We start from the raw sequence: 23,296 nt of genomic DNA, 5'->3' as shown, positions 1-23,296 counted from the left end.
CAAGACAAGGGGCAACGGCTATTTCACTTCATTGCTTGAACTGCCGTGCGACAAACGCCCACACCAGTGCCGACGCATCGGGCCCCGCCGGATCGCTGTAGGGCATGCCGGACGAGCCTCCGCTCCAGGCGTGGCCCAGGCCGACGATTTCGCGCAGTGTGACCTGTGCGCGGCCGCGTGCCTTGTACTCGGTCACTCGCATCGCATGGCGTTTGCCGCGCTGCAGGGTGCGCACCGTGCCGGCGCGCGCGCCCAATGCCGCGGCCCACAGCTCGGCCGTGGCCACCGCGTTGCGCACCGAGACCACGCTGTCGCCATCACCATGCAGGATCAGCAGCGGGGGCAGCGGCGCAAGCACCGGTCCTTGAGCGGCCAGCGCCGGTGAAGGACCGGGCAGATGCGCCGCGCGCCGCCCACGCATGGCCGCCATGGCGGTGGCGGCGGAATCGGCCGAACCGGGTGCCACACCCGAATGCATGGCCACGGCACAGAACCGGCCGGGGTAGCGCGCCGCCAGCAGCGCGGCCATGCTGGCGCCGGCCGACAGCCCTGCCACGCCCACGCGGGCGGTGTCCACCGGGTGGCGCCGCGCCACCCGGTCGATCGCGGCCAGCAGCGTGGCCGCCTCGGCATCGGCCTTGCCGCTTCGGCGGTCAAACCAGTTCCAGCAGCCATGGGCATTGGCCAGGCGCTCCTGCTCGGGATAGAGCACCAGAAAGCGATGGCGCACCGCCAGGCGGTTCATGCGCGAACTGGCCGCCAGTTCGCGCCCGGTCTGGCCGCAGCCATGCAGCATCACCAGAAGGGGCCGCTTTTCGCCCCGACGCAGCGCCAGCCCCGGCGGCACATACAGGTGAAACCGCCGCGCACCCGCAGGGCCGGGGGCAACACCGGCAATCCATTCCCCGCTGGCGGGCAGCGGCTTGTGCGGCGTGCGGAGGACGGGTACGGCTGGGGACCGCGCGCGCGGCACGGCCGCCGCCTTGGTGCGCACGGGTTGGGTGGCGCGCGCAAAGGCCTTGAGGTTGCGCCGGTACGCGCGCGCCAGAACAGACAGGGGAAACAGGGGTGAGCGGCGGGACATGGATGCGGTGGCCATTCATCTGGAACTACCCTGTTCAAGATAACAGCTTACGGGCCAGCGCGTCATTTGCTCCTTATTCAATAGCTACCAACGCTTGATCCATAAGCACGAACACTCTATTTTTCCAAAATTTCCCTGAAATTGCAGTGCAACCATGGTGCACCGGAGGTCCACCCTGCACGGCTTTGGGAACTTAGGGCTCCCTCTTCGTCCGGCATCCCCTGAAGGGATCGAATCTTGTCTGCGGCGGAGCGCACGCCCTGTTCGGGAGCAAACGCAAGCTGCGCGGTACGCTGCCTGGCGATGCGTTCCGGCACATGGTGGCGACCCCGCTCCGGAGGGTCGCCTTCAGCACGCTTTATGGTGCCCTGATTTTTTGCTGCAGCTCCTGGTACTGCGCCAGGCGTGGTCCGCCCAGCGCCACGGCACGGTCGATGGCAGCACGGGCCGCACGTCGCTGCCCTTGTTCCAGCCGCACCTGCGCCAGGTTATTCCATGCATCGGCAAAGTCGGGATGCGCCCGCGTGGCCGCCGCATAAGCCTGCCCGGCGCGCGCCAACTGGCGCTGCGCATACGCTGCATTGCCTGCCCCCAGCAGGCTGGCCCGATGGTCCGGCCAGCGTGCCAGCGCCGTGGCGTAGGCCGTCTGGGCGGCGCGTGGGTTCACGCGCTCCAGCGCTGCCACGGCCGTTGCCCAGACATCCGCCTCGGCCGTCACTGGCAAACGCTCCGGCGCCACCGCGCGCATCGCCCAGTACCCGGAACGCGCCCAGGTGTGCTCGAAGGTGGACAGCGCCATCACCATGCGCTCGGTGACACCGGAATGCAGCACCACCTCGTTGCGCGCGCGGTCGTAACCAATCACCACCGCGTAATGCCACAGGGGTGATATCGGCAGCGACAGGTTTTGCAGGATCAGCACCGGCTGCCCGCCCGCCACTTCCTGCAGCAGATCCTGCAGGCGCGGCGCCAGGGGATAGGCCACCAGCCCCTGCCGGCGTGTGGCTGCCAGCATTTCCAGCTGCAGCGCCCCCTGACGTCCCGGCACATAGACCTGCTCGGTGAGTTCGCCCGGCGTCACCGGGATGCCTGCCGCCTGCGCCACCATGGCCAGCGAGGCGGGGCCACACAGGTGGTCATCCTGCGCAAAGAACGGCACATGCTCCAGCAACGCTGTGGGCGGCAAGGCCTGCGGCCAGCGCTGGTCCAGGGCAGTGAGTTGCGGCGATGCACATCCTGACAGCAGCAGGGCGCAAAGAAGAACCCCCGCCGCAGCGGGGGTCCTCCAGCCAGCGCGGCGAGGGCTCATCAGCGAACCGAGCGGGTGAACGGAAATACCTTGGTCAGCCCCAGGATGTCCGTGACCAGCAGGACGATGAAGACCGTGAATACCACCCCCAAGATATCACCGCCGGCCGGCGCCTGGTCCACGCGGGAGGCCAGCTGGGCCACTTCCGCGTCGGACATGGCCTGCACGCGCGCGATGGCGGCATTGGCATCCACCCCCTGACCCTGCAGGGCGTTGCGCACATCGTCACGGGCCAGGAAAATGCTGACCCGATCACGGTCGGTACTCGATGCAGAAGTTGCCAGTACCTGGTCGGTGCCCACGATGCCCGCCTGGGCTGTGAGCGGCAGGCCCGCCAGCGTCAGCCCGGCCACCAGGCAGGAAACAACCACACGTTTGAATGCAGACATCGAAAACTCCAATCGGTATATTTTGTAAAGCATTGCACCGTGATGGCGCAACACCCTGGCGGCGAATCTACCGGATGCCCTGAAGCACCGTCAACGCGACTTACAAGCCAACACGCCAACCATCAGATCGTCACATTTCTTCGGCGCGCGCGGCCACGCACATCGGCTACGCGCCGCGCAATGCCGCCGAGAACCCTCTCTGCCCGGCATGGGCCAGCCCGCGATCGCGCCATTGCGCCGTTCAGATACGCCGGTGCGCCAGATCTGGCACCAGTTCGGCCCCCCGGAATACCGCCGGAGTGCGGCAGCCGGTCGCGTTGAGCACCGGAACAACACCGCCCCACCCTCCTGCGCCAGGCGTTACCATTTGCGAGCGCAGACTGCCCCGGTCACGCACGGCCAGCCCAAGCCTTGGGCGAGCCGCCATTCCGACAATACCAAGGAGATACAAGACATGACCATCCTCGTCGCATACGTACCCCGCCCCGAGGGCCGGGCCGCACTGGACAAGGGCATCGAAATCGCCAAGCGCCGGCAGGAACCCCTGGTGGTGGTGAACGCCGGCCCCGGTGGCCAGCAGGAAGACACTTCGCTGGCCGCCGGCTTCGAGGTGGAGCAGGTGGAAGAATTGCTGGCCGCGCAAGGCATCACCGCCGAGTTCAAGCAGTTTGTGCGCGGCAAGAGCGCCGTGGACGAGATCAACGACCTGGTGGAGTCGCGTGACATCTCCGTGCTGGTGATCGGCCTGCGCAGGCGCACCGCCGTGGGCAAGCTGATTCTGGGCAGCGTGGCCCAGGAACTGCTGATGACGGTGTCCTGCCCCGTCCTTTGCGTCAAGGCTGCGGGCGCCTGACAATTCGCCAGTCAAGCAAGAGCAAAAAGCGCTTGCCTGGCAAGCGCTTTTTTCATTTCAGACACCCATTCACGCAGATCTGTATTCAGCCGGAGAGCCAGGCGGGAAGCCACAGGCAGTGCTGTGGCACGGCAAGGCGAACCCACCACGTCATACGGTGGAAGGCCCATCCATATCAGCGGCCCGCGCTGCGCAGGGTGCTGATGCGCTCGGCGATGGCATCCACATCCAGCGCGTCTTCGGCATGCGCCAGATAGGTCTGCAGATCCGCCACGGCCTGCGCCGTGTTGCCGCGCTCGGCATGCGCCAGGCCCCGGTCACGCCATTCACTCCAGGTCTGGGGCAGCAGCACGATCAGGCGGTCCTGTACGGCGATGAGGCGCTGCCAGTCTTCCTGCGTGCGGTGTACTTCCTTGAGGTTGCGCAGCATGCGCGCAATGATGTCGCGCGGCGTGGCCGCCTGCAGGTACAGACCCAGCGGCACGTCGTAGTCGTCCACCAGGCCGCTCTGGCGCTTGTAGGGCTCCAGCCGCTCGGACAGCTCTTCCCGGCTGAGCGACTGCCCCGATACGGGGTCCATCACCACCTGCCCCTTGGGCAGCAGCACCTTGATCATGAAATGCCCCGGAAAGGCGATGCCCCGCGCGTGCAGGCCCAGGCCCTGGGCCAGTTCCATCCACAGCACGGCCAGCGATATCGGGATGCCGCGGCGCGTGCGCAGCACGGCGTTGAGATAGCTGTTTTCGGGGTCGTAGTAATTGTTGACGTTGCCGGCAAAACCCAGGTCGGCAAAGAAAAACTGGTTGAGCATGCGCAAGCGCTGCAGAGCGGACGCATCGGCCGGCATGCGGCGCTGCAGGCGCGCCGCCAGCTGGTCCACGTCGCCCAGCAGCTGCTGCACATCCAGGTCGATGTATTCGTCCTGCGCCAGACTGGCGGCGGCTTCGAGCAGCGGGAAATGCTCGTCGCTTTGCACCAGCGCGGCAAAGTACTCCAGCGCAGTGGGGACGGAATAGCTCAGGGACATGGAAGCGTTGTACGGTGGGCGCCCTGTGGCGTCAAGCCACACCAGGCGCGGATTGCAGGATCATGTCGACGCTCGCGGCGCAGCGGCATCAGCGCCGCAGCATCTGCCGCAGCTGGAGTCCGGCGGCCCACAGCGCGCCAAAATACAGCGCCACCGACGCGCTCAGCACCAGGGCCAGCAAACCCGCACGCTGGCCGCTGTGCGCGCGCATCTGCACCCACGGAAAATACTGCGCGGCCCACACCAGCAGCACCGCCAGCAAGGTGCTGGCAGCCACCACCTGCAAGGCAAAGCGTGTCCATCCAGGCTGCGGCTGGTAACTGCCGCGGCGCAGCAGGCCTACCAGCAGCCACAGCGCATTGACCAGTGCGCCCAGCCCGATCGACAGCGCCAGCCCCGCATGGGCCATGAACGGCACCAGGGCCACATTGAGCAGCTGCGTGATGACCAGCACCGCCACGGCGATCTTCACGGGCGTGCGGATGTCCTGGCTGGCGTAATAGCCTGGTGCCAGCACCTTGATGGCCACCAGCCCCAGCAGGCCAGCCCCGTAGCCGGCCAGGGCGATGGCGATGTTCCCCACGTCGCTGTCCAGCAGCGCGCCGTGGTGGAACAGCGTGGCCACCAGGGGCGTGGCAAAGGTCAGCAGCGCCACGGCACAGGGCACGGCCAGCAGCACCACGATGCGCAGGCCCCAGTCGAGCATGGCCGAATAGCGCAGTGCGTCGCCAGCGGCCTTGGCAGCAGCCAGCTGGGGCGTGAGCACCACCCCCAGCGCCACGCCGAGCAAGGCGGTGGGAAACTCCATCAGCCGATCGGCGTAAAACAGCCACGTGACGCTGCCCGGCGCCAGATACGAGGCGATCTGGGTGTTGACCATGAGCGACACCTGCGCCACCCCCACCCCCAGCAGCGCCGGCGCCATGAGGGTGAGGATGCGGCGCACGCCGGGCTCGGCCCAGGCGGCGCGCACGGCGCCCCAGGTCACCCCGATGCGCGGCAGCAGGCCCAGGCGGTACAGCACGGGCACCTGCACCGCCAGTTGCAGCATGCCGCCCAGCATCACACCGCCGGCCATGGCGTAGATGGGCTCGATCCCCCGTGCTGCCAGTTGCGGCGCGCCCAGCCAGGCGGCAGCGATCATGCACAGGTTCAGCAGCACCGGCGTGGCGGCCGGCACGGCAAAGCGCTTCCAGGTGTTGAGCACACCCGCCGACAGCGCCACCATCGACATGAAGCCGATGTAGGGGAACATCCAGCGCGTCATCAGCACGGCGGCATCGAAGCTGGCCGGGCTCTGGCGCAGGCCGCTGGCCAGCAGCCACACCAGCAGCGGGGCCCCCAGCACACCCAGCACGCAGGTGAGCAACAGCACCCAGGCCAGCGCCGTCGCCACGCTGGCAATCAGCACGCGCGTGGCGGCCTCGCCATGCTGGGCCTTGGAGGCGGCCAGCACCGGCACGAACGCCTGGCTGAAGGCGCCCTCGGCAAAAAGGCGCCGGAACAGGTTGGGAATGCGGAAGGCAACGTTGAAGGCATCGGTCAGCGCGTTGGCGCCAAACATCGAGGCCATCAGGAGGTCGCGCACCAGGCCCGTCACACGGGAGGCCAGGGTCAGCAGGGAGACAGTGGAGGCGGCTTTGAACAATGACACCGCAGGGAGTGTATTCGCCCTGCGCCGCTTCGCGTCTTCCCCCGAGGGGGACGCTCCCCGCCGCCTGGCAACGCCAGTTCCACGGGTGCGCTGGCGATGGCGCAGCGCCGGGCTGGGGTGACGCAGTGGTGACGAAAACCGCTCTGGGCTATAATCGCGGGCTTTGCTGGCATCATCCTCAGACTCAAGGAACTAAACCATGGCATCCGCTAAACCCAAGAAGAAGAACCCGCGCCTGGCGTCGGGCCGCAAGCGCGTCCGTCAGGACGTCAAGATCAACGCCGCGAACACCTCGCTGCGCTCCAAATACCGCACCGCTGTCAAGAACGTCGAAAAGGCGGTTCTGGCTGGCGACAAGACCAAGGCGACCGAACTTTTCGCCAAAATGCAAGCCGTGGTGGACACCGTGGCCGACAAGGGCATCTTCCACAAGAACAAGGCAGCTCGCGACAAGAGCCGTCTGTCTGCCAAGGTGAAAGCCCTGGCACCCGCAGCCGCTTAAATCCACCGCCTGCTTCGGCAGGCAAACAGCCCGGACGGGTCATACCGTTCGCCGTTTGTAACGGGTGCGCTGCCAGCAACGAACAAAACCGCCTTCGGGCGGTTTTTTCGTTTTCGAACCTGCTTCTTGCGACGAGAAAGGCGGGGCACAACAAAACGGCCCCGAGATTCTGGGGCCGCGTTGCAAACATTGCCGGTTTCAGGGCCCGGGCACGAGCGGGTCGGGCAGCAGGCAGGCCTCGGCCACCTGCAGATTGTTGTCACGGGCGAAATTGATGACGAAATCCCAGGCCATGGGCTCGTGGTCGCGCAGGTCGCTGTTCACCACCACGCATTTCACCCCATTGAGCGTGGTGGGAATGCACCAGGGCGAGTAGCTCAGGTGGCTGCCGGGCTTGGCGCCCCCCGGGCGAAAGCCGCTCATCACCCCGGCCAGCCGCTCGGCCCAGTCGCTGGGACGAAAGGTTTTTCCTTCGTGGGTGATGCCCTGGATGAAGACTTCTTTGGAGGAGGGGGAAACCATCGGGGTCTGAGTGGTGGAGGGCGGATAGCGCAGGATCACTGCGTGCTGCACCGCGCCGGGTATTCTAACTCTTATATAAGAGCTGAACCGCCTCCCCATCCACCAAGGCATTGCAGTGATGCGCAATCGTCATCTTCGGGGGCATGCGCTCGCCCTAGAATCGTGCTTCGCTTTTTCGGGTGCGGCCGCCACGGCCGGCCCTTCACCCTGTCGCCTGGAGTCCACTGCATGACCGCTTTCATTGAGGCCACCTCGCCCCACGTGATGAACACCTATGGCCGCGTGCCGATTGCGCTGTCGCACGGGCAAGGCTGCCGCGTGTGGGACGTGAACGGCAAGGAGTACCTCGATGCCCTCGGCGGCATCGCTGTGAACACGCTGGGCCACAACCATGCCAAGCTGGTGCCCGCGCTGCAGGACCAGATCGGCAAGATCATCCACTCGTCCAACTACTACCATGTGCCCGGCCAGGAGCAACTGGCCACCAGGCTGGTGGAGCGCTCGGGCATGACCAACGTGTTCTTCTGCAATTCGGGGCTGGAGGCCAACGAGGCCGCCATCAAGATTGCGCGCAAATACGGCGTGGACAAAGGCATCGCCAAGCCCGAGATCGTGGTGTATGAAAAAGCCTTTCATGGCCGCTCGATCGCCACCATGTCGGCCACCGGCAACCCCAAGATCTACAGCGGCTTTGGCCCGCTGGCCGAAGGTTTTGTGCGCGTGCCCGTGAACGACATCGACGCCATCAAGCAAGCCACTGAAGGCAACCCCAACGTGGTGGCCGTGTTCTTCGAGACCATCCAGGGCGAAGGCGGCATCAACCCCATGCGCATTGAATACCTGCAGCAATTGCGCAAGCTGTGCGACGAGCGCGACTGGCTGATGATGATCGACGAGGTGCAGTGCGGCATGGGCCGCACCGGCAAGTGGTTTGCCCACCAGTGGGCCGGCATCGTGCCCGACGTGATGCCTCTGGCCAAGGGCCTGGGCTCGGGCGTGCCGATCGGCGCCGTGGTGGCAGGCCCCAAGGCCGCCAACGTGCTGCAGCCCGGCAACCATGGCACCACGTTTGGCGGCAACCCGCTGGCCATGCGTGCGGGCAATGAGACCATCCGCATCATGGAAGAAGACGGCCTGCTGCACAACGCCACCACGGTGGGGCTGCACCTCAAGACTGCGCTGCAACACGCGCTGGGCAGCCTGCCCGGCGTGAAAGAAGTGCGCGGCCAGGGCCTGATGCTGGGCGTGGAACTGGCCCAACCCTGCGGCGTTCTGGTGGGCCAGGCGGCCGAGGCCGGCCTGCTGATCAGCGTCACGGCCGACAGCGTGATCCGCCTGGTGCCGCCACTGATCCTCACCATCGCCGAGGCCGACGAGATCGTCGCCAAACTCACCCCCCTGGTCAAAGCACTGCTGGCGCAATGAGCCAGCCCGCAACGAGAGCGCCATGAAACATTACCTGCAGTTCAACGACCTCAGCGCCGACGAATACACCTACCTGTTCGAGCGCGCCGCGCTCATCAAGAAGAAGTTCAAGGCCTACGAAAAGCACCACCCGCTGGCCGACCGCACGCTGGCCATGATCTTCGAGAAGGCCAGCACGCGCACGCGCGTGAGCTTCGAGGCCGGCATGTACCAGCTGGGCGGCTCCGTGGTGCACCTGACCACGGGCGACAGCCAGCTTGGCCGCGCCGAGCCGATAGAAGACAGTGCCAAGGTCATCAGCCGCATGGTGGACCTGGTGATGATCCGCACCTTCGAGCAGACAAAAATCGAGCGCTTTGCGGCCGACTCGCGTGTGCCCGTCATCAACGGCCTGACCAACGAGTACCACCCCTGCCAGATCCTGGCGGACCTCTTCACCTTCATCGAGCACCGCGGCTCCATCCAGGGCAAGACCGTGGCCTGGGTGGGCGACGGCAACAACATGGCCAACACCTGGCTGCAGGCCGCCGCGCTGCTGGGCTTCAAGGTGCATGTGAGCACCCCCCGTGGCTATGAGGTTGATGAGAAATTGGCCGCTGGCGCAGGTGGAATAAGCGCCAGCAGCTATCAGTTTTTCAGCAACCCGCTCGAAGCCTGCCGGGGCGCCGACCTGGTCACCACCGACGTGTGGACCAGCATGGGCTACGAAGCCGAGAACGAAGAACGCAAAAAAGCCTTTGCCGACTGGTGCGTGGATGCCGAGATGATGGCCGCCGCCAGGCCCGACGCCCTGTTCATGCACTGCCTGCCCGCGCACCGCGGCGAAGAAGTCGAGGCCGACGTGATCGACGGGCCGCAATCCGTCGTCTGGGACGAGGCAGAAAACAGGATGCACGTGCAGAAGGCACTCATGGAGTACCTTCTGCTCGGTCGTATTGCATGACATGCAATACGGTGGCGCGCCAGCGCCAGCAGCCTGTTTCGGCGCAGGCTCATATCCGCAACGCGGATGTGAAGCGGCCGAAGGTCGCGTGCCGCAGCCAAAATCGCATGCACCTCCAGAAGGCACTCATGGAGTACCTTCTGCTCGGTCGGGTTGCATGACCCACCCCTGCCTCACCTGCGGTGCCTGCTGCGCGAGCTTTCGTGTGGATTTTTCGGTGCATGAAACGCAGGAGTTGGGCGGTGATGTGCCCGATGGTCTGGCAGTGCAGGTAACGGGCGCAACCAGCCGCATGCGCGGCACCGACCACAGCCCGCCACGCTGCGCCGCACTCACCGGCCAGGTGGGCACGCGGGCGGCCTGCGGCATCTACGAATGGCGCCCCTCGCCTTGCCGCGAGTTTGCAGCAGGCAGCGCAGCCTGCGACCGGGCGCGCATGCGCCAGGGGCTGCCGCCCTATCCCGTCGAAACACCTTGGGCCTGACGGTCCCGCAAGCCCCCGGCGCTACGCGGCTGGCGTCACGGCCGTGGCAACACCATCGGCCTGTGCCTGCGGTGCAGCCGGCGCTGCGCACACCCGGTTGCGCCCGTCGGCCTTGGCCTGGTAGAGCGCCCGATCTGCCAGATCGATCAGCGCCGCCGGCTTCATGCCTGCGTCTTGCGCGCATGCCACTCCGATCGACAGCGTGACCTGCACCGATTGGCCATCGGCCAGCCAGCGCCGCTCGGCCACCTGCTGGCGCAGGGCCTGTGCGCGCTCCACGGCAGTTTGCAGGCCCATGCCGGGCAGCAGCAGCAAGAACTCTTCCCCGCCATAGCGGCAACAGCTGTCACTCGGTCGCATGGACTGCAGCAGCAGGGCCGCGACCTGGCACAGGACATCATCCCCGGCAGCATGGCCATGGCGGTCGTTGATCTGCTTGAAGTGATCGAGATCGAGGAGCAACAGCGCCAGCGTGGCGCCTTCGCGCGCGCAAGCGTCGATTTCGCGCGGCAGGGCCGTGTTCAGGTAGCGGCGGTTGTGCAGGCCGGTCAGGGGGTCGCGATGGGCCTGCTCGGTGAGCTGCTCCTGCAAGGACTGAACGGCCTGCAACTGGCTTTGCAGCGCGGCTTCGCTTTTGCGCAGCCGGGCCCGCGTGGCGCTGAGCGCGACGGTGCGGGTATGGGCGTCGCGGGCAAACAAGACCAGGTAAATCGACAGGCACAGCATGCTCATGGCGCTGACGCGCAGCGAGGTATCGGGGGTAAAGCGCCAACCGGCCACGGCCACCATCAGCGCCGCACCGGCCGCCACGGCAGCCAAGGCCTGCAGCAGGCCCTTGAGCGCCCGGAACGCGGTCAGGTTGATGCCGCCGCAAATGACCAGGGTGTAGGCGATCCAGAGCGGAAACCCGAGCGCTGCGGCCCAGAGGCCAAAACAGAAATTGTCGAGCAACAGGTTCTGGATTTCCGCCGCCAGCGGATCCTCGGCATGGCGGGCCCGCAGATACACCACATGCGGATAGACCAGAAACTGCAGCGCCATGAGCCACCATGTCCACGCGCCATGACCATACTCCAGAAAATGGGCGGCAAGGACGACCGCAAAGATCAGCCAGGACGCGCTGCGATTGCGGTGGTTCATTCGAACCACCCAGTGGGCGGGCACGGCAGGGATGGTGATCATGAAGTGGGTGACGGCAGCGGAAAAAAATCTCCCGAGAACGGGTGCAGGAAGAACCGCACCATCTGTCATCGCATCACGATCGCGGGCAGGGAATGTTTCGCACTGTAACAAAACCGGCAGATACGGGACCATCGGTCCGCACCTCTCCCGTCACCGCTTGGGATGCATCCACACCGCCTGGCTCTCCGGCTCCGGTGCCTGCGCACCGGTGGCGCGCGCTGGCGTGGCGCAGCCCCCGCAATCGCTACAGGCTCCGCAGGACGGCGCCTTGCCCAGGCCCGGCCGCAAAGCGTCCAGACGCCTGCGCAGCGCAGCGGGCATCCAGTACCAAGCCGCATAGCCCCCTGCCAGCGCCACGATGGCGCCCACCGCAATCTCTTGCCACATGGTCAACCCCCTCCCCACGCCAGCGCCAGCCGGTAGGTCATCCAGCTGGCCGCATAGGCCAGCGCAAACAGGTAGGTGGCCATCAGCAGCGCCAGGCCCCAGGAATCCGTCTCGCGCCGCACCGTGGCCAGGGTGGAGAGGCACTGCGGCGCAAACACGAACCACACCAGCAGCGACAGCGCCGTGGCCAGCGACCATTGCTGCGCAATCAGCGGCCCCAGTTGCGCCGCCACATCGTCACCCGAAGCGGACAGCGCATACACGGTGCCCAGCGCGCCCACCACCACCTCGCGGGCGGCCATGCCGGGCACCAGGGCAATGGAGATCTGCCAGTTGAAGCCCAGCGGCGCAAACACATGTTCCAGCATCCGGCCCAGCTGCCCGGCCAGGCTGTACTCGATGGCGGGCCCCGTGGCGCCCTCTGGGGGCGCGGGGAAGGTGGACAGGAACCACAGCAGCACCGTGAGCGCCAGGATGATGCCGCCCACGCGCTGGAGGAAGATGGCGGCACGCTCATACAAGCCCAGCGCCAGGTTGCGCGCGCTGGGCACGCGGTAGGGCGGCAGCTCCATCAGCAGCGGGGTGGGCCGCACCTTGCCGCGCCAGAGCTTGAGCACGGCGGCCACGGCCATGGCGCCGAGGATGCCGCCCAGGTAGAGCGCGAACATCACCAGCCCCTGCAGGTTGAACCAGCCCGCCACGGTGCGCTCAGGGATGAAGGCGGCGATCAGCAAGGCATACACCGGCAGGCGTGCCGAGCAGGTCATGAGCGGCGCAATCATGATGGTGACCAGCCGCTCGCGCCAGTGCGTGATGGTGCGCGTGGCCATGATGCCGGGGATGGCGCAGGCAAAGCTCGACAACAGCGGGATGAACGAGCGCCCCGACAGCCCCACCGTGCCCATGAGCCGGTCGAGCAGAAAGGCCGCGCGCGGCAGGTAGCCGGAGTCTTCCAGCGCCAGGATGAAGAAGAACAGGATCAGGATCTGCGGCAGGAACACCAGCACGCCGCCCACCCCCGCCACGATGCCATCGACCAGCAGGCTGCGCAGCACGCCCTCGGGCAGGCGTGCCTGCAGCCACTGGCCCAGCGCATCGACCGTGCCGGTGATGGCGTCCATGGGCGCAGCCGCCCAGCTGAACACCGCCTGGAACATCAGGAACATGGTGCAGGCCAGCAGCAGCGTGCCCCACAGCGGGTGCAGCACCACGCGGTCCAGGGTGTCGTCCACCTGCGCCAGGCCCTCGGGCTCGCGCACCGCCAGCCGCAGGATGCGGCGCGCCTCCTGCTGCGTGCGCAGCACCTGCTCCACACCCTGGGGCTGCCAGGGACGGGCCTGCAACGCGCCCTGGGCACGCCAGCCATCGAGCCACTGCAGCAGCTCGGCCGCGCCGCCCTTGCGGATGCCCACGGTTTCCACCACGGGCATGCCCAGTTCGTGCTCCAGCACGGCACGGTCGATGGTGATGCCCGCGCGGCGGGCGGCATCGCTCATGTTGAGCGCCAGCACCATGGGGATGCCCATGGCCTGCGTCTCCAGCACCATGCGCAGACCCAGCCGCAGGTTGGTGGCATCGACCACGCACACCAGCAGGCCGGGCGCGGCCTCGCCGGCGCGCTGGCCGGTGACCACGTCGCGCGTGACGGCTTCGTCCGCGCTCAGTGCATTGAGGCTGTAGGCGCCGGGCAGATCGAGCACGCGCACGCGCTGGCCCGACGGGGTGACGAGCTGGCCCTCCTTGCGCTCGACCGTCACCCCCGCATAGTTGGCCACCTTCTGGCGGCTGCCGGTGAGCAGGTTGAACAGCGCCGTCTTGCCGCTGTTGGGATGGCCCAGCAGCGCCAGGCTCAGGGGGGTGGTCTGCGCATTCATGCCGTCACCTCACCGACGGGTGCCGTGGTGCTGACGCGTACCAGCGCCGCCTCGCGCCGGCGCAGGGCAAAGGTGGTGCGCCCCACGCGCACGGCCAGCGGATCGCCCGCCGGAAAGGCCCGCGCCACTACGCGCACGGGTTCGCCCGGCAAGAAACCGATTTCGAGCAGCCGCAGCAGCACATCACCATCCTGCGGCGCGGCATCCATGTGCAACGCACTCACCCAGGCGTCCACCCGCAGCGGCAGATCGGCCAAGCCTAGAGAGTGTTCACGGGACGGAACGGATGCATCGCTGCGGGACAGATCGGTCAATGGCTTCACCAGATTTCAAATGAAAACAATTCTCATTCTATCGCGTGTCGCAACAAAATGCAGCGGCACCGGGACAACCCACGCTCTCTTGATGCGGCGCAAATCCGCTGGGCTGCTTCGCCGGGTCGGCTTTTTGCCCAGGCGTTGCCATAAAGCGACACCACGAATTTGCCAGCGCGCTACCTTGTCGCCCATGCAAAAGCTCTGGGACATTTCCCCCGCGATCCACCCCGGCGCGCCGGTATTTCCCGGTGACACGCCCTACCAGCAACAGTGGTCCGCCACGATCGCGCCCGGCTGCCCGGTGAACGTGAGCGCCATCACGATGTCGCCCCATGTGGGCGCGCACGCCGATGCGCCGCTGCATTACGACGCGCAGGGCGCAGCGGTGGGTGAACTGCCGCTGGCGCCTTTTCTGGGCCCCTGCCGCGTGGTCCACGCCATCGATTGCGGCGCGCTGATCACCTGGGAACACATTGCCCATGCGGTGGACGCCAACTTGCCTCCACGCGTGCTGGTGCGCACTTACGTCCAGGCCCCCGTGCAATGGGACGGCCAGCTCACCGCCTACGCCCCCGACACCATAGCGCGCCTGGCCGACCGGGGCGTGCTGCTGGTGGGCATCGACACCGCCAGCATCGACCCGGCCGACAGCAAGACACTCGACAGCCACCAGGTCATCCGCCGCCGGGGTCTGCGCGTGCTGGAAAACCTGGTGCTCGACGACGTGCCCGAGGGCGACTACGAGCTGATCGCCCTGCCGCTCAAGCTGACCACCGCCGACGCCTCGCCCGTGCGCGCCGTGCTGCGTGCGCTGTGATGCACTGAACTCAAGCCTTTTTTGGCTCTGACGCTTATCTCATCAGCGCTAGCAGCCAGCAAAACAGAAGCAACCGACCTGAACCGCCATGACCCTCACCCTCCAGGACTGCCGCGCCCTCGATGCGCAAGACCCGCTCGCGCCCCTGCGCGCGCACTTCAGCCTGCCGCCCGGCGTGATCTACCTCGACGGCAATTCGCTGGGCGTGGCGCCGAAGGCCACCGCCGCCCGCGTGGCCGATGTGGTCACGCGCGAATGGGGCATGGACCTCATCCAGTCCTGGAACACCGCGCGCTGGTTCGACCTGCCCCAGCGCCTGGGCAACCAGCTGGCCCCGCTGATCGGCGCGGGCCCGGAGGAAGTGGTGTGCACCGACAGCACCTCGATCAACCTCTACAAGGTGCTGAGCGCGGCGCTGAACATTGCCCGCGAAGACAGCCCCACCCGCCGCCGCATCGTGAGCGAGCGCAGCAACTTCCCCACCGACCTCTACATTGCCGAAGGCCTGTGCCAGGAGCGCGGCCTCGAACTCGTGCTGGTGGAGCCCGAAGACATGGCCGCCGCCCTCACCCGCGACGTGGCCGTGCTCATGCTCACGCATGTGAACTACCGCACCGGCGCCATGCACGACATGGCCGCCATCACCGCCGCAGCGCATGCCCAAGGCATCCTGTGCGTGTGGGACTTGGCGCACAGCGCGGGCGCGGTACCCGTCGATCTGAACGGAGCAGGCGCCGATTTCTCGATGGGCTGCGGCTACAAATACCTGAACGGCGGCCCCGGCGCGCCCGCGTTCGTGTGGGTGCACCCGCGCCATGCCAGCCGTTGCTGGCAACCGCTGTCCGGCTGGTGGGGCCACGCCGCGCCGTTTGCCTTCACGCCCGACTACCAGCCCGCGCCCGGCATCACGCGCTACCTGTGCGGCACGCAGCCCATCATCAGCCTGTCGGCCCTGCAGTGCGGGCTCGACGTGTTCACCGCCGCCGAGGCGCTGGGCGGCATGGCCGCGCTGCGCAGCAAGTCGCTGGCGCTCACCGATCTGTTCATCCAGCTCGCTCAGGAGCGCTGCGCGGGCCACGGCCTGGGCTTGGCCACGCCGCGCAACCATGCACAGCGCGGCTCGCAAGTCTGCTTGACCCGGGACGAAGGCGCAGGCATCAACGGCCAGGGCAGCGGCGCCTATGCCATCGTGCAGGCGCTGATCGCGCGCGTCGTGATCGGCGACTTCCGCAAGGGTGACGGCGGCCAGGGCCCGCACAAGGACATCCTGCGCTTTGGCTTCACACCGCTGTACATCGGCTTTGAAGACGTGTGGAATGCCGTGGAGCACCTGCGCCAGGTGCTGGAGGCCGCCGAGTGGCAGCGCCCCGAGTTCAACCAGCAACACGCCGTGACCTGAGAAGGAAACCCGCCATGTGCCCGTTTTCGCCAACACCCGACAGCACCGGCGCCCCGGCATCCGCCCTGCCCGAATCCATCGTCCACGCCGAGCACGCCCAGCTCGACTTCAGCCAGCGCATGAGCTATGGCGACTACCTGCAGCTCGATGCCGTGCTCAGCGCACAGAAGCCGCTGTCGCCCGCGCACGACGAGATGCTGTTCATCGTGCAGCACCAGACCAGCGAGCTGTGGATGAAGCTCATGCTGCACGAGCTGCGCGCCGCCATCGGCCATATCGCGCGCGACGAGCTGCAGCCCGCGTTCAAGATGCTGGCGCGCGTGAGCAAGATCCTGGAGCAGCTGGTGCACGCCTGGGACGTGCTGGCCACCATGACGCCGTCCGAATACAGCGCCATGCGCCCCTACCTGGGCAGCTCCAGCGGGTTCCAGAGCTACCAGTACCGCTGCATCGAATTCGCCCTGGGCAACAAGAACCGCGCCATGCTGCAGCCCCACGCCCACCGCCCCGACCTGCTCGCGCAGGTGCAAGCGGCCTACCAGGCGCCATCGCTGTACGACGAAGCCCTGCGCCTGCTGGCCCGGCGCGGCCTGCCCGTGCCCGCCAGCCACACCGACCGCGACTGGACCCTGCCCTATGCCGAAAGCGATGCGGTGGAACATGCCTGGCTCACCGTGTACCGCCACCCGGCGCAGCACTGGGACCTGTACCAGCTGGGGGAGGAACTGACCGACCTCGAAGATGCGTTTCGCCTCTGGCGCTTTCGCCATGTGACGACGGTGGAGCGCATCATCGGTTTCAAGCGCGGCACCGGGGGCACGGGCGGCGTGAGCTACCTGCGCAAGATGCTGGACGTGGTGCTGTTTCCCGAAATCTGGAAGCTGCGCACCGATCTGTAAATTTCAGGCAAAAATGGCTCCAGCGCTTGTGCGGCAAGCGCTGGCAGCTACCCAATGCGAAGCACCACCGCAGCAATGGCGACAGCGCCCGCACGCGCCAGCTGGTAGGCTGCATGTTCCTGGCAACACCCACCTTGCCCCCACCACTCCCGCTTCACCGCCCGTGCCCCATCCCGACGCCGCCCCGCCCCACCCCCCGCCCTTGCCCCCCTCCCCGCCAGAGGCAGCTGCGCCGCCTGCGCGGGCCACGCTGTGGTTCATGCTGCTGGCCCTGCTGTCGGCCTTTGCGCTGAGCCAGGCCTACCGCACCGTCACCGCCATCATGGCCACGGGGCTGCAGGCCGACTTTGCGCTCTCGCCAGCATCGCTGGGGGCGTTTGCGGGGCTGTTTGGCCTGTCGTTTGGCGTGACGCAATTTTTCATGGGCATCGGCATGGACCTGTACGGCCTGCGCCGCACGGTGCTCAGCGCCTTTCCGCTGGCCATTGCCGGGGCCGCCCTGTCGGCCTGGGCGCCCGGTTATGGCTGGCTGATGTGGGGCCAGCTGCTGATTGGCGTGGGCTGCGCGCCGGCCTTTCTGGCCTGCACGGTGTTCATTGCGCGGCATTTTCCGGCGTCGCGTTTTGCCTTCCTGTCGGGCGTGGGCATGGGTGTGGGCGGGCTGGGCCTGCTGCTCACCGGCACACCGCTGGCCTGGCTGGTGCAGCGCTCGGGCTGGCGCAGCGGCTTCGCGCTGCTGGCCGTGCTGTCGGCGCTGGCCTGGCTGCTGATCTGGCGCTGCGTGCACGAGCCGGCCGTGGCCGGCCCGGCGCCCGCGCGCGAGCGCTGGGGCACGGCCGTGCGCCGCTTTGGCGCGCTGTTCATGCTGCCGCACACGCTGGGCATCCTGCTGCTGGGCATGGTGGCCTACGCCTCGTTTCTGGCGCTGCGCGGCCTGTGGATAGCGCCGATGCTGATCGACCGCTATGCGTTCACGCTGGTCGAGAGCGGCAACATGGCCGTGGCCATGTCGCTGGTTTCGCTGTTCTCCCCGGCCTTTTTTGGCCGCCTCGACCCCGGCCCGGCGCGCCGGCGAGCCTGGATCGCCAACTTTTCGCTGCTGGTGGCGGCGCTCTACCTGGGCCTGGGGCTGGTGCACCACGCCACGCTGAACCTGGTGCTGGTGATGTGCATTGCGGTGCTGTCGGGGTACTCGGTGCTGCAGTATTCGGATGTGCGCTCGTCCTACCCGCCCGATCTGACGGGGCGCGCACTGTCGGTGTTCACCATGGCCATGTTCCTGGGCGTGGGCCTGGTGCAGTGGCTCACCGGCTGGGTCGCAGACTGGGCGCAGGGCCAGGGGCGGGAGCCCTACAGTGCGGTGATGGGCGCGATTGCCACCCTGCTGGCGCTCGGCTCGGTCGCGTTTCGCTGGCTGCCGCTATCCCCGCTGCTGCAGCCAGCCGGTGGGCCTGGCAAAGAATCTGCCTGAAAGGCACGCCAGCGCTCTGGATAAAGTGCCAGCAGCTATTTTTTATAGAGCGATCTATAGCGAACTGGCGCTGGAACCGTCGCCCCGGTAAAGCCAGGGCACGTCCAGCAACCGCTCGCCCAGCAGGCGTAGCGACACATCGCGCGCCCAGCGCACGGGGCCCGTGGCGTGGAAAATGCGGCCGTTGCGCGTGGAGCGGGCCTGCACGCGCGCGTTGCGCTGCCAGCGGTTGAGCGCATAGCGGGTCAGGCGCAGGGGTACATCCAGGTCGTGCATGGACAGCGCGCGCTGCAGCTCCGCCGCATCCTCGATGGCCATGCCGGCGCCCTGCGCCAGGTAGGGGCGCATCGGATGGGCGGCGTCGCCCAGCAAGGCCACCACGCCCCGGGCCATCTCGGCGGGTTCGCGCACAGGGGGGCGGTCGCACAGCGGCCACAGGCGCCAGCCACCGCCGGCATCGACCACGCCGCGCACCGCCTGCTGCAGCGCGGTGCAGGTGCCCTGCAGGGCGGCTTCGAGATCGGCGCTATTGGCCGCGTGGTCCCAGTTTTCCAGGTCCTGCGGCGCGGGGCCCTGCACGATGACCACCAGGTTCTGCAATTCGCCCCGGCGCACGGGGTACTGCACCACATGCAGGCGCGGCCCCAGCCAGGCGGTCACCTGGCGGGTGCGCAGCCCCTTGGGCAGCGCGTGCTGCGGCACCAGCGCCCGGTAGGCCAGGTGGCCCGATACGCGCGGGCGCTGTTCGCCCAGCAGCTGCGCGCGGGTGCGGCTCCACAGGCCGTCTGCCCCCACCAGCGCATCCCCCTCCACGTCCTTGCCCCGGCTGGTGCGCACCGTCACCACGCCATCGGCATCGGTGAAGCGGTCGATGGCCTGGTCCAGATGAAGTTGCGTGTCGGTGTATTTTTCGACGGCCGCCAGCAGCAGGCCATGCAGGTCGGCGCGGTGGATGGTGGCGTAGGCCGCGCCGTAGCGCTCCACCGCCGTACTGCCCAAGGGCAGTGCAGCCAGTTCCTGGCCCGTGAGCGCGCTGCGCACCTGCAGCCGCCCGGGAAAGGCCGCCACATCCTGCAAGGGGCGCTGCAGGCCCCAGGCCTGCAGGCGGCGCACCACATTGGGCCCCAGCTGCACGCCGGCGCCCACCTCGCTGAATGCGGCAGCACGTTCATACAGCCGCGCCTCCCACCCGGCGCGCGAAGCCCCCAGGGCCGCTGCCAAACCGCCAATGCCGCCTCCCGCGATCAACACCTGTTTTCTCATGACCGCATTGTGCCGCGCACGACCGGTGATCTGCCTGGAGTGGCCTGGAATTGGCCGCGCGTGCGCGTTCAGCGGACCGGTCACGCGCCCGTGAGCAGCTGGCGCAGCACGAACGGCAGAATGCCGCCCGCGCGGTAGTAGTCCACTTCGATCGGTGTGTCGATGCGCAGGGTGACCACCACTTCCTGGCGCGCCCCGCCCTCGCGGTGGATGACCAGCGTGGCATCGCTTTGCGGCGTGAGTGCGGCATCGGGCAGCACATCGATCACCTCGCGGCCCGTGAGGCCCAGCGACTGCCACGAATCGGCGCCCTTGAACTGCAGCGGCAGCACGCCCATGCCCACCAGGTTGGAGCGGTGGATGCGCTCGAAGCTGCGCGCCACCACCGCCTTGATGCCCAGCAGCTGCGTGCCCTTGGCGGCCCAGTCGCGGCTGGAGCCGGTGCCGTATTCCTCGCCGGCAAACACCACCGTGGGCGTCTTCTGCGCCATGTACTGCATGGCCGCATCGAAAATGAACATCTTCCGGCCCTGCAATGCCCCCTCGTTCTGGAACACCGTCACGCCACCTTCTTCGCGCGAGCCGTCGGCGGTGGGCGCAATCATCAGGTTCTTGATGCGCACGTTGGCAAAGGTGCCACGCATCATCACGTCGTGGTTGCCGCGGCGCGCGCCGTAGCTGTTGAAGTCGGCTTTTTGCACACCATGCTGCAGCAGCCACTGGCCGGCGGGCGAACTCTCCTTGATGGAACCGGCGGGTGAGATATGGTCGGTGGTGATGGAGTCGCCAAACAGCGCCATGATGCGGGCACCCTGTACGGATTCCGAGCCTTTTTGGCCTGCGGCGCTTTCACCGTTTTCTCTGGCTGCTACAGATTCCAGAGCAAAATCGGCAAAGAACGGTGGCTCGGCGATGTAGGTGCTGGCGGGCCACACGTAGGTGTTGCCGGTCACGCCCTTGATCTTGCCCCACAGCTTGCCCGGGTCGCTGGCCACCTTGGCGTAGTTATCGCGGAAGGCCTTGCCCTTCATGGCGAACTTCATAAGCTGGTGGATTTCGTCGCTGCTCGGCCAGATGTCGCCCAGGTAGATGTCCTTGCCGCCCTTGCCCTGGCCGACCGGCTCGGTCATCAGGTCCTTGAGCACCGTGCCGGCAATGGCGTAGGCCACCACCAGCGGCGGGCTGGCCAGGAAGTTGGCCTTGAGGTTGGGATGGATGCGCGCCTCGAAGTTGCGGTTGCCCGACAACACGGCGGCGCACACCAGGTCGTTGCGGGTGATGGCCTCGTTGAGCTCGGGCGTGAGGTCGCCGGCGTTGCCGATGCAGGTGGTGCAGCCGTAGCCCGCCAGCGCAAAGCCGAGCTTTTCCAGGTAAGGCAGCAAGCCGGTTTCGCTCAGGTATTCGGTGACGATGCGCGAGCCGGGCGCCAGCGATGTCTTGATGTGCGGTTGCACTTTGAGCCCCGCCTCCACCGCCTTCTTGGCCAGCAGGCCGGCGGCCAGCAGCACGCTGGGGTTGCTGGTGTTGGTGCAGCTGGTGATGGCGGCAATCAGCACATCGCCGTTGCCGATCCTGAGGGCCTGGTCGCCATCGCCGGGCAGGTCGCACACGGTGCTGGCTTGGCTGGCATGTTGCGCCGTGGCCAGCGTCGGGCGGTTGCTCACCATTTCCACCACCGAGCGCGCGGCGCCAGGCTGCGGCGCTGGCGCATCCTCGGCCGGGCCCCCTTCACCACAGCCAACCCGGTGGCGCTGCAACAGGCGCTCGGCCGACTGGTTGAAACCGTTTTCGGCATTGGACTTGCTGAACAGGTCGGCGAACTGGCCCGCCACCTTGCCCAGCTCGATGCGGTCCTGCGGGCGCTTGGGGCCGGCCAGGCTGGGGGTGACGCTGCCGAGGTCGAGCTTGACGACCTGCGAATAATCCACCTCGCCCGCCAGCGGCACGCCAAACAGGCCCTGGGCCTTGAAGTAGGCCTCGAAGGCTTCGATCTCGCCCTTGGTGCGGCCCGTGCCCTTGAAATACTCCATCGTCCGCTCATCCACCGGGAAGAAACCCATGGTGGCGCCATATTCGGGCGCCATGTTGCCGATCGTGGCGCGGTCGGGCAGCGCCAGGGTGCGCGTGCCTTCGCCAAAGAATTCGACGAACTTGCCCACCACCTTGTGCTGGCGCAGCAGCTCGGTGACGGTAAGCACCAGGTCGGTGGCGGTGACACCTTCGCGCAGCTGGCCGGTCAGCTCCATGCCCACCACGTCGGGCGTGAGAAAGTACACGGGCTGGCCCAGCATGGCGGCCTCGGCCTCGATGCCGCCCACGCCCCAGCCGACCACGCCAATGCCATTGATCATGGTGGTGTGGCTGTCGGTGCCCACCAGGGTATCGGGGTAGAAAACGCCGTCCTTGCGCTGGTGCACGCCACGCGCCAGGTATTCGAGGTTGACCTGGTGCACGATGCCAAAGCCCGGGGGCACGACGCCAAAGGTGTCAAAGGCCTGCATGCCCCATTTCATGAACTCGTAGCGCTCGCGGTTGCGCTCGAATTCGAGTTTCATGTTCAGGTCGAGCGAGTTCTTCTTGCCGTAGTGGTCGACCATGATGGAGTGGTCCACCACCAGGTCCACCGGCACCAGCGGCTCGATCTTCTTGGGGTTCTTCCCCAGTTTGGCGGCCACGCTGCGCATGGCGGCCAGGTCGGCCAGCAGTGGCACACCGGTGAAGTCCTGCAGCACCACGCGCGAAACGACAAACGGGATCTCGTCCTTGCGCGCAGCCTGCGGCGCCCAATGGGCCAGCTGCTGCACATGCTCGGCGGTCACCTTGCGGCCATCACAGTTGCGCAGCACCGATTCGAGCACGATGCGGATCGACACGGGCAAGCGGCTGATCTGCGGAAACTGCTTGGCCAGTGCAGGCAACGAATAGAACTGCCCCGACTTGCCGGACGCGGTCTTGAACTTCTTCAGCGTGGACGCAAAAGCGTGGCGGGCGGGCTTGGACGACGATGCCATGGCGAACTCCTGTGAGGGACAACAAGAGGCCATTCTGGCAGCGCCGTATATCGGCGCAATGCCTGGGGTCATGGAAGCGGGCGCGTTACCGATGGACCCACGCGGGAGCTGCCTTCGAATCAACCCCCGAGCGTATCGGGCATCCCGCATGAATGCCCCATTGCCGCCATCGCGCGCAGGGTGTAACACTTGGTATCGTAGGCAATGCGCATACTGCGCACTGAATAGAACGCCCGATCCATTGCAGGCCCATTCCATTCAAACCTGTGCAGACCCCGAGCTGTCGTTCCGGACGATATATGCGGGCGAGGGTAATGCCCCACTGCGTTCCAACACACCGTGGCGCGAGCGATTCATCTCCACACCCACGGTATGGGATGCACCCACCGATGCCACCGCGCAGGAACCGGCTGTGGCATTCATCCAGGGAACCACGATTCAAACGGCCGATACCGGGGAAATGCGCCCCTGCGCTGGCACCCGG

Annotated in this window: 21 protein-coding genes; 9 read left to right on the top strand and 12 right to left on the bottom strand. The window is 67.0% G+C overall.

What is annotated here, in order from left to right; all coding sequences use genetic code 11:
• Nucleotides 1-28: 28 nt before the first annotated feature.
• From AC1Q5S_RS16910 to AC1Q5S_RS16900, 3 genes are all read right to left on the bottom strand, one after another.
• On the bottom strand, nt 29-1,084 hold the full coding sequence (locus AC1Q5S_RS16910; protein ID WP_492239111.1) for an extracellular catalytic domain type 1 short-chain-length polyhydroxyalkanoate depolymerase: 1,056 nt from the start codon (nt 1,082-1,084) through the stop codon (nt 29-31).
• Nucleotides 1,085-1,442: 358 nt separating this feature from the next.
• A complete protein-coding gene (locus AC1Q5S_RS16905) occupies nt 1,443-2,393 on the bottom strand; it encodes a PA2778 family cysteine peptidase (protein ID WP_422203175.1) in 951 nt (316 codons plus the stop codon).
• Nucleotides 2,393-2,782: a PA2779 family protein gene (locus AC1Q5S_RS16900; RefSeq protein WP_422203173.1), complete on the bottom strand. Its 390-nt coding sequence runs from the start codon at nt 2,780-2,782 to the stop codon at nt 2,393-2,395. Before AC1Q5S_RS16900 ends, AC1Q5S_RS16905 begins: the two co-directional genes overlap by 1 nt.
• Before the next feature lie 454 nt (nt 2,783-3,236).
• Between AC1Q5S_RS16900 and AC1Q5S_RS16895 the strand changes: the two genes are divergently transcribed.
• The gene (locus AC1Q5S_RS16895; protein WP_422203171.1) at nt 3,237-3,635 is read left to right on the top strand and encodes a universal stress protein; all 399 of its coding nucleotides are present in this window, start codon (nt 3,237-3,239) and stop codon (nt 3,633-3,635) included.
• A 175-nt stretch (nt 3,636-3,810) separates the two neighbouring features.
• Here the strand turns inward: AC1Q5S_RS16895 and AC1Q5S_RS16890 are convergent, their stop codons facing one another.
• Entirely contained in the window at nt 3,811-4,662 is an 852-nt protein-coding gene (locus AC1Q5S_RS16890) for a SirB1 family protein (protein WP_422203169.1), read from the bottom strand.
• Between the two features lie 88 nt (nt 4,663-4,750).
• Nucleotides 4,751-6,316, bottom strand: a complete 1,566-nt coding sequence (murJ, locus tag AC1Q5S_RS16885) for a murein biosynthesis integral membrane protein MurJ (protein ID WP_303838181.1) — start codon at nt 6,314-6,316, stop codon at nt 4,751-4,753.
• Between the two features lie 199 nt (nt 6,317-6,515).
• On the opposite strand from murJ, the gene rpsT reads away from it, so the two are divergent.
• On the top strand, nt 6,516-6,818 hold the full coding sequence (gene rpsT / locus AC1Q5S_RS16880; RefSeq protein WP_015015385.1) for a 30S ribosomal protein S20: 303 nt from the start codon (nt 6,516-6,518) through the stop codon (nt 6,816-6,818).
• A gap of 198 nt (nt 6,819-7,016) precedes the next feature.
• On the opposite strand, the gene AC1Q5S_RS16875 is transcribed toward rpsT, so the two are convergent.
• Nucleotides 7,017-7,340, bottom strand: a complete 324-nt coding sequence (locus AC1Q5S_RS16875; RefSeq protein WP_422203166.1) for a DUF3579 domain-containing protein — start codon at nt 7,338-7,340, stop codon at nt 7,017-7,019.
• A gap of 228 nt (nt 7,341-7,568) precedes the next feature.
• Between AC1Q5S_RS16875 and AC1Q5S_RS16870 the strand changes: the two genes are divergently transcribed.
• The 3 genes from AC1Q5S_RS16870 (at nt 7,569) to AC1Q5S_RS16860 (ending at nt 10,192) form a co-directional block, all read left to right on the top strand.
• Nucleotides 7,569-8,765, top strand: a complete 1,197-nt coding sequence (locus tag AC1Q5S_RS16870) for an aspartate aminotransferase family protein (protein WP_422203164.1) — start codon at nt 7,569-7,571, stop codon at nt 8,763-8,765.
• Between the two features lie 22 nt (nt 8,766-8,787).
• Nucleotides 8,788-9,708, top strand: a complete 921-nt coding sequence (argF, locus tag AC1Q5S_RS16865) for an ornithine carbamoyltransferase (protein ID WP_303837811.1) — start codon at nt 8,788-8,790, stop codon at nt 9,706-9,708.
• A 157-nt stretch (nt 9,709-9,865) separates the two neighbouring features.
• Nucleotides 9,866-10,192: a YkgJ family cysteine cluster protein gene (locus AC1Q5S_RS16860; protein WP_303837813.1), complete on the top strand. Its 327-nt coding sequence runs from the start codon at nt 9,866-9,868 to the stop codon at nt 10,190-10,192.
• A gap of 21 nt (nt 10,193-10,213) precedes the next feature.
• Here AC1Q5S_RS16860 and AC1Q5S_RS16855 read toward each other — a convergent pair whose 3' ends face one another.
• The 4 genes from AC1Q5S_RS16855 to AC1Q5S_RS16840 form a co-directional block, all read right to left on the bottom strand.
• Nucleotides 10,214-11,374, bottom strand: coding sequence for a sensor domain-containing diguanylate cyclase (locus AC1Q5S_RS16855; RefSeq protein ID WP_303837815.1), 1,161 nt, complete (start codon nt 11,372-11,374; stop codon nt 10,214-10,216).
• Nucleotides 11,375-11,524: 150 nt separating this feature from the next.
• A complete protein-coding gene (locus AC1Q5S_RS16850) occupies nt 11,525-11,761 on the bottom strand; it encodes a hypothetical protein (RefSeq protein ID WP_422203160.1) in 237 nt (78 codons plus the stop codon).
• Between the two features lie 2 nt (nt 11,762-11,763).
• A complete protein-coding gene (gene feoB, locus AC1Q5S_RS16845) occupies nt 11,764-13,635 on the bottom strand; it encodes a ferrous iron transport protein B (RefSeq protein ID WP_303837818.1) in 1,872 nt (623 codons plus the stop codon).
• The gene (locus AC1Q5S_RS16840; protein WP_303837820.1) at nt 13,632-13,949 is read right to left on the bottom strand and encodes a FeoA family protein; all 318 of its coding nucleotides are present in this window, start codon (nt 13,947-13,949) and stop codon (nt 13,632-13,634) included. Before AC1Q5S_RS16840 ends, feoB begins: the two co-directional genes overlap by 4 nt.
• Nucleotides 13,950-14,142: 193 nt before the next feature.
• Between AC1Q5S_RS16840 and kynB the strand changes: the two genes are divergently transcribed.
• The 4 genes from kynB to AC1Q5S_RS16820 all read left to right on the top strand — a co-directional run bounded on the left by kynB (nt 14,143) and on the right by AC1Q5S_RS16820 (nt 18,538).
• Nucleotides 14,143-14,769 (top strand): arylformamidase, encoded by a 627-nt coding sequence (gene kynB, locus AC1Q5S_RS16835; RefSeq protein WP_303837822.1) that lies wholly within the window; start codon nt 14,143-14,145, stop codon nt 14,767-14,769.
• An 88-nt stretch (nt 14,770-14,857) separates the two neighbouring features.
• Nucleotides 14,858-16,168 (top strand): kynureninase, encoded by a 1,311-nt coding sequence (kynU, locus tag AC1Q5S_RS16830; RefSeq protein WP_422203155.1) that lies wholly within the window; start codon nt 14,858-14,860, stop codon nt 16,166-16,168.
• Between the two features lie 14 nt (nt 16,169-16,182).
• On the top strand, nt 16,183-17,067 hold the full coding sequence (gene kynA / locus AC1Q5S_RS16825; RefSeq protein WP_422203153.1) for a tryptophan 2,3-dioxygenase: 885 nt from the start codon (nt 16,183-16,185) through the stop codon (nt 17,065-17,067).
• A 259-nt stretch (nt 17,068-17,326) separates the two neighbouring features.
• Nucleotides 17,327-18,538, top strand: coding sequence for an MFS transporter (locus tag AC1Q5S_RS16820; RefSeq protein WP_492239113.1), 1,212 nt, complete (start codon nt 17,327-17,329; stop codon nt 18,536-18,538).
• A 54-nt stretch (nt 18,539-18,592) separates the two neighbouring features.
• Here the strand turns inward: AC1Q5S_RS16820 and AC1Q5S_RS16815 are convergent, their stop codons facing one another.
• Both AC1Q5S_RS16815 and AC1Q5S_RS16810 read right to left on the bottom strand, forming a co-directional pair.
• A complete protein-coding gene (locus AC1Q5S_RS16815; RefSeq protein WP_422202788.1) occupies nt 18,593-19,801 on the bottom strand; it encodes an FAD-dependent monooxygenase in 1,209 nt (402 codons plus the stop codon).
• Nucleotides 19,802-19,881: 80 nt separating this feature from the next.
• A complete protein-coding gene (locus tag AC1Q5S_RS16810; protein WP_492239110.1) occupies nt 19,882-22,812 on the bottom strand; it encodes an aconitate hydratase in 2,931 nt (976 codons plus the stop codon).
• Between the last annotated feature and the right edge of the window lie 484 nt (nt 22,813-23,296).

The sequence above is a fragment of the Acidovorax sp. GW835-FHT14B10 genome, from assembly GCF_058793725.1.
The sequence above is the reverse complement of the archived record's forward strand: the minus strand, read 5'-3'. Positions and strand labels throughout refer to the sequence as shown.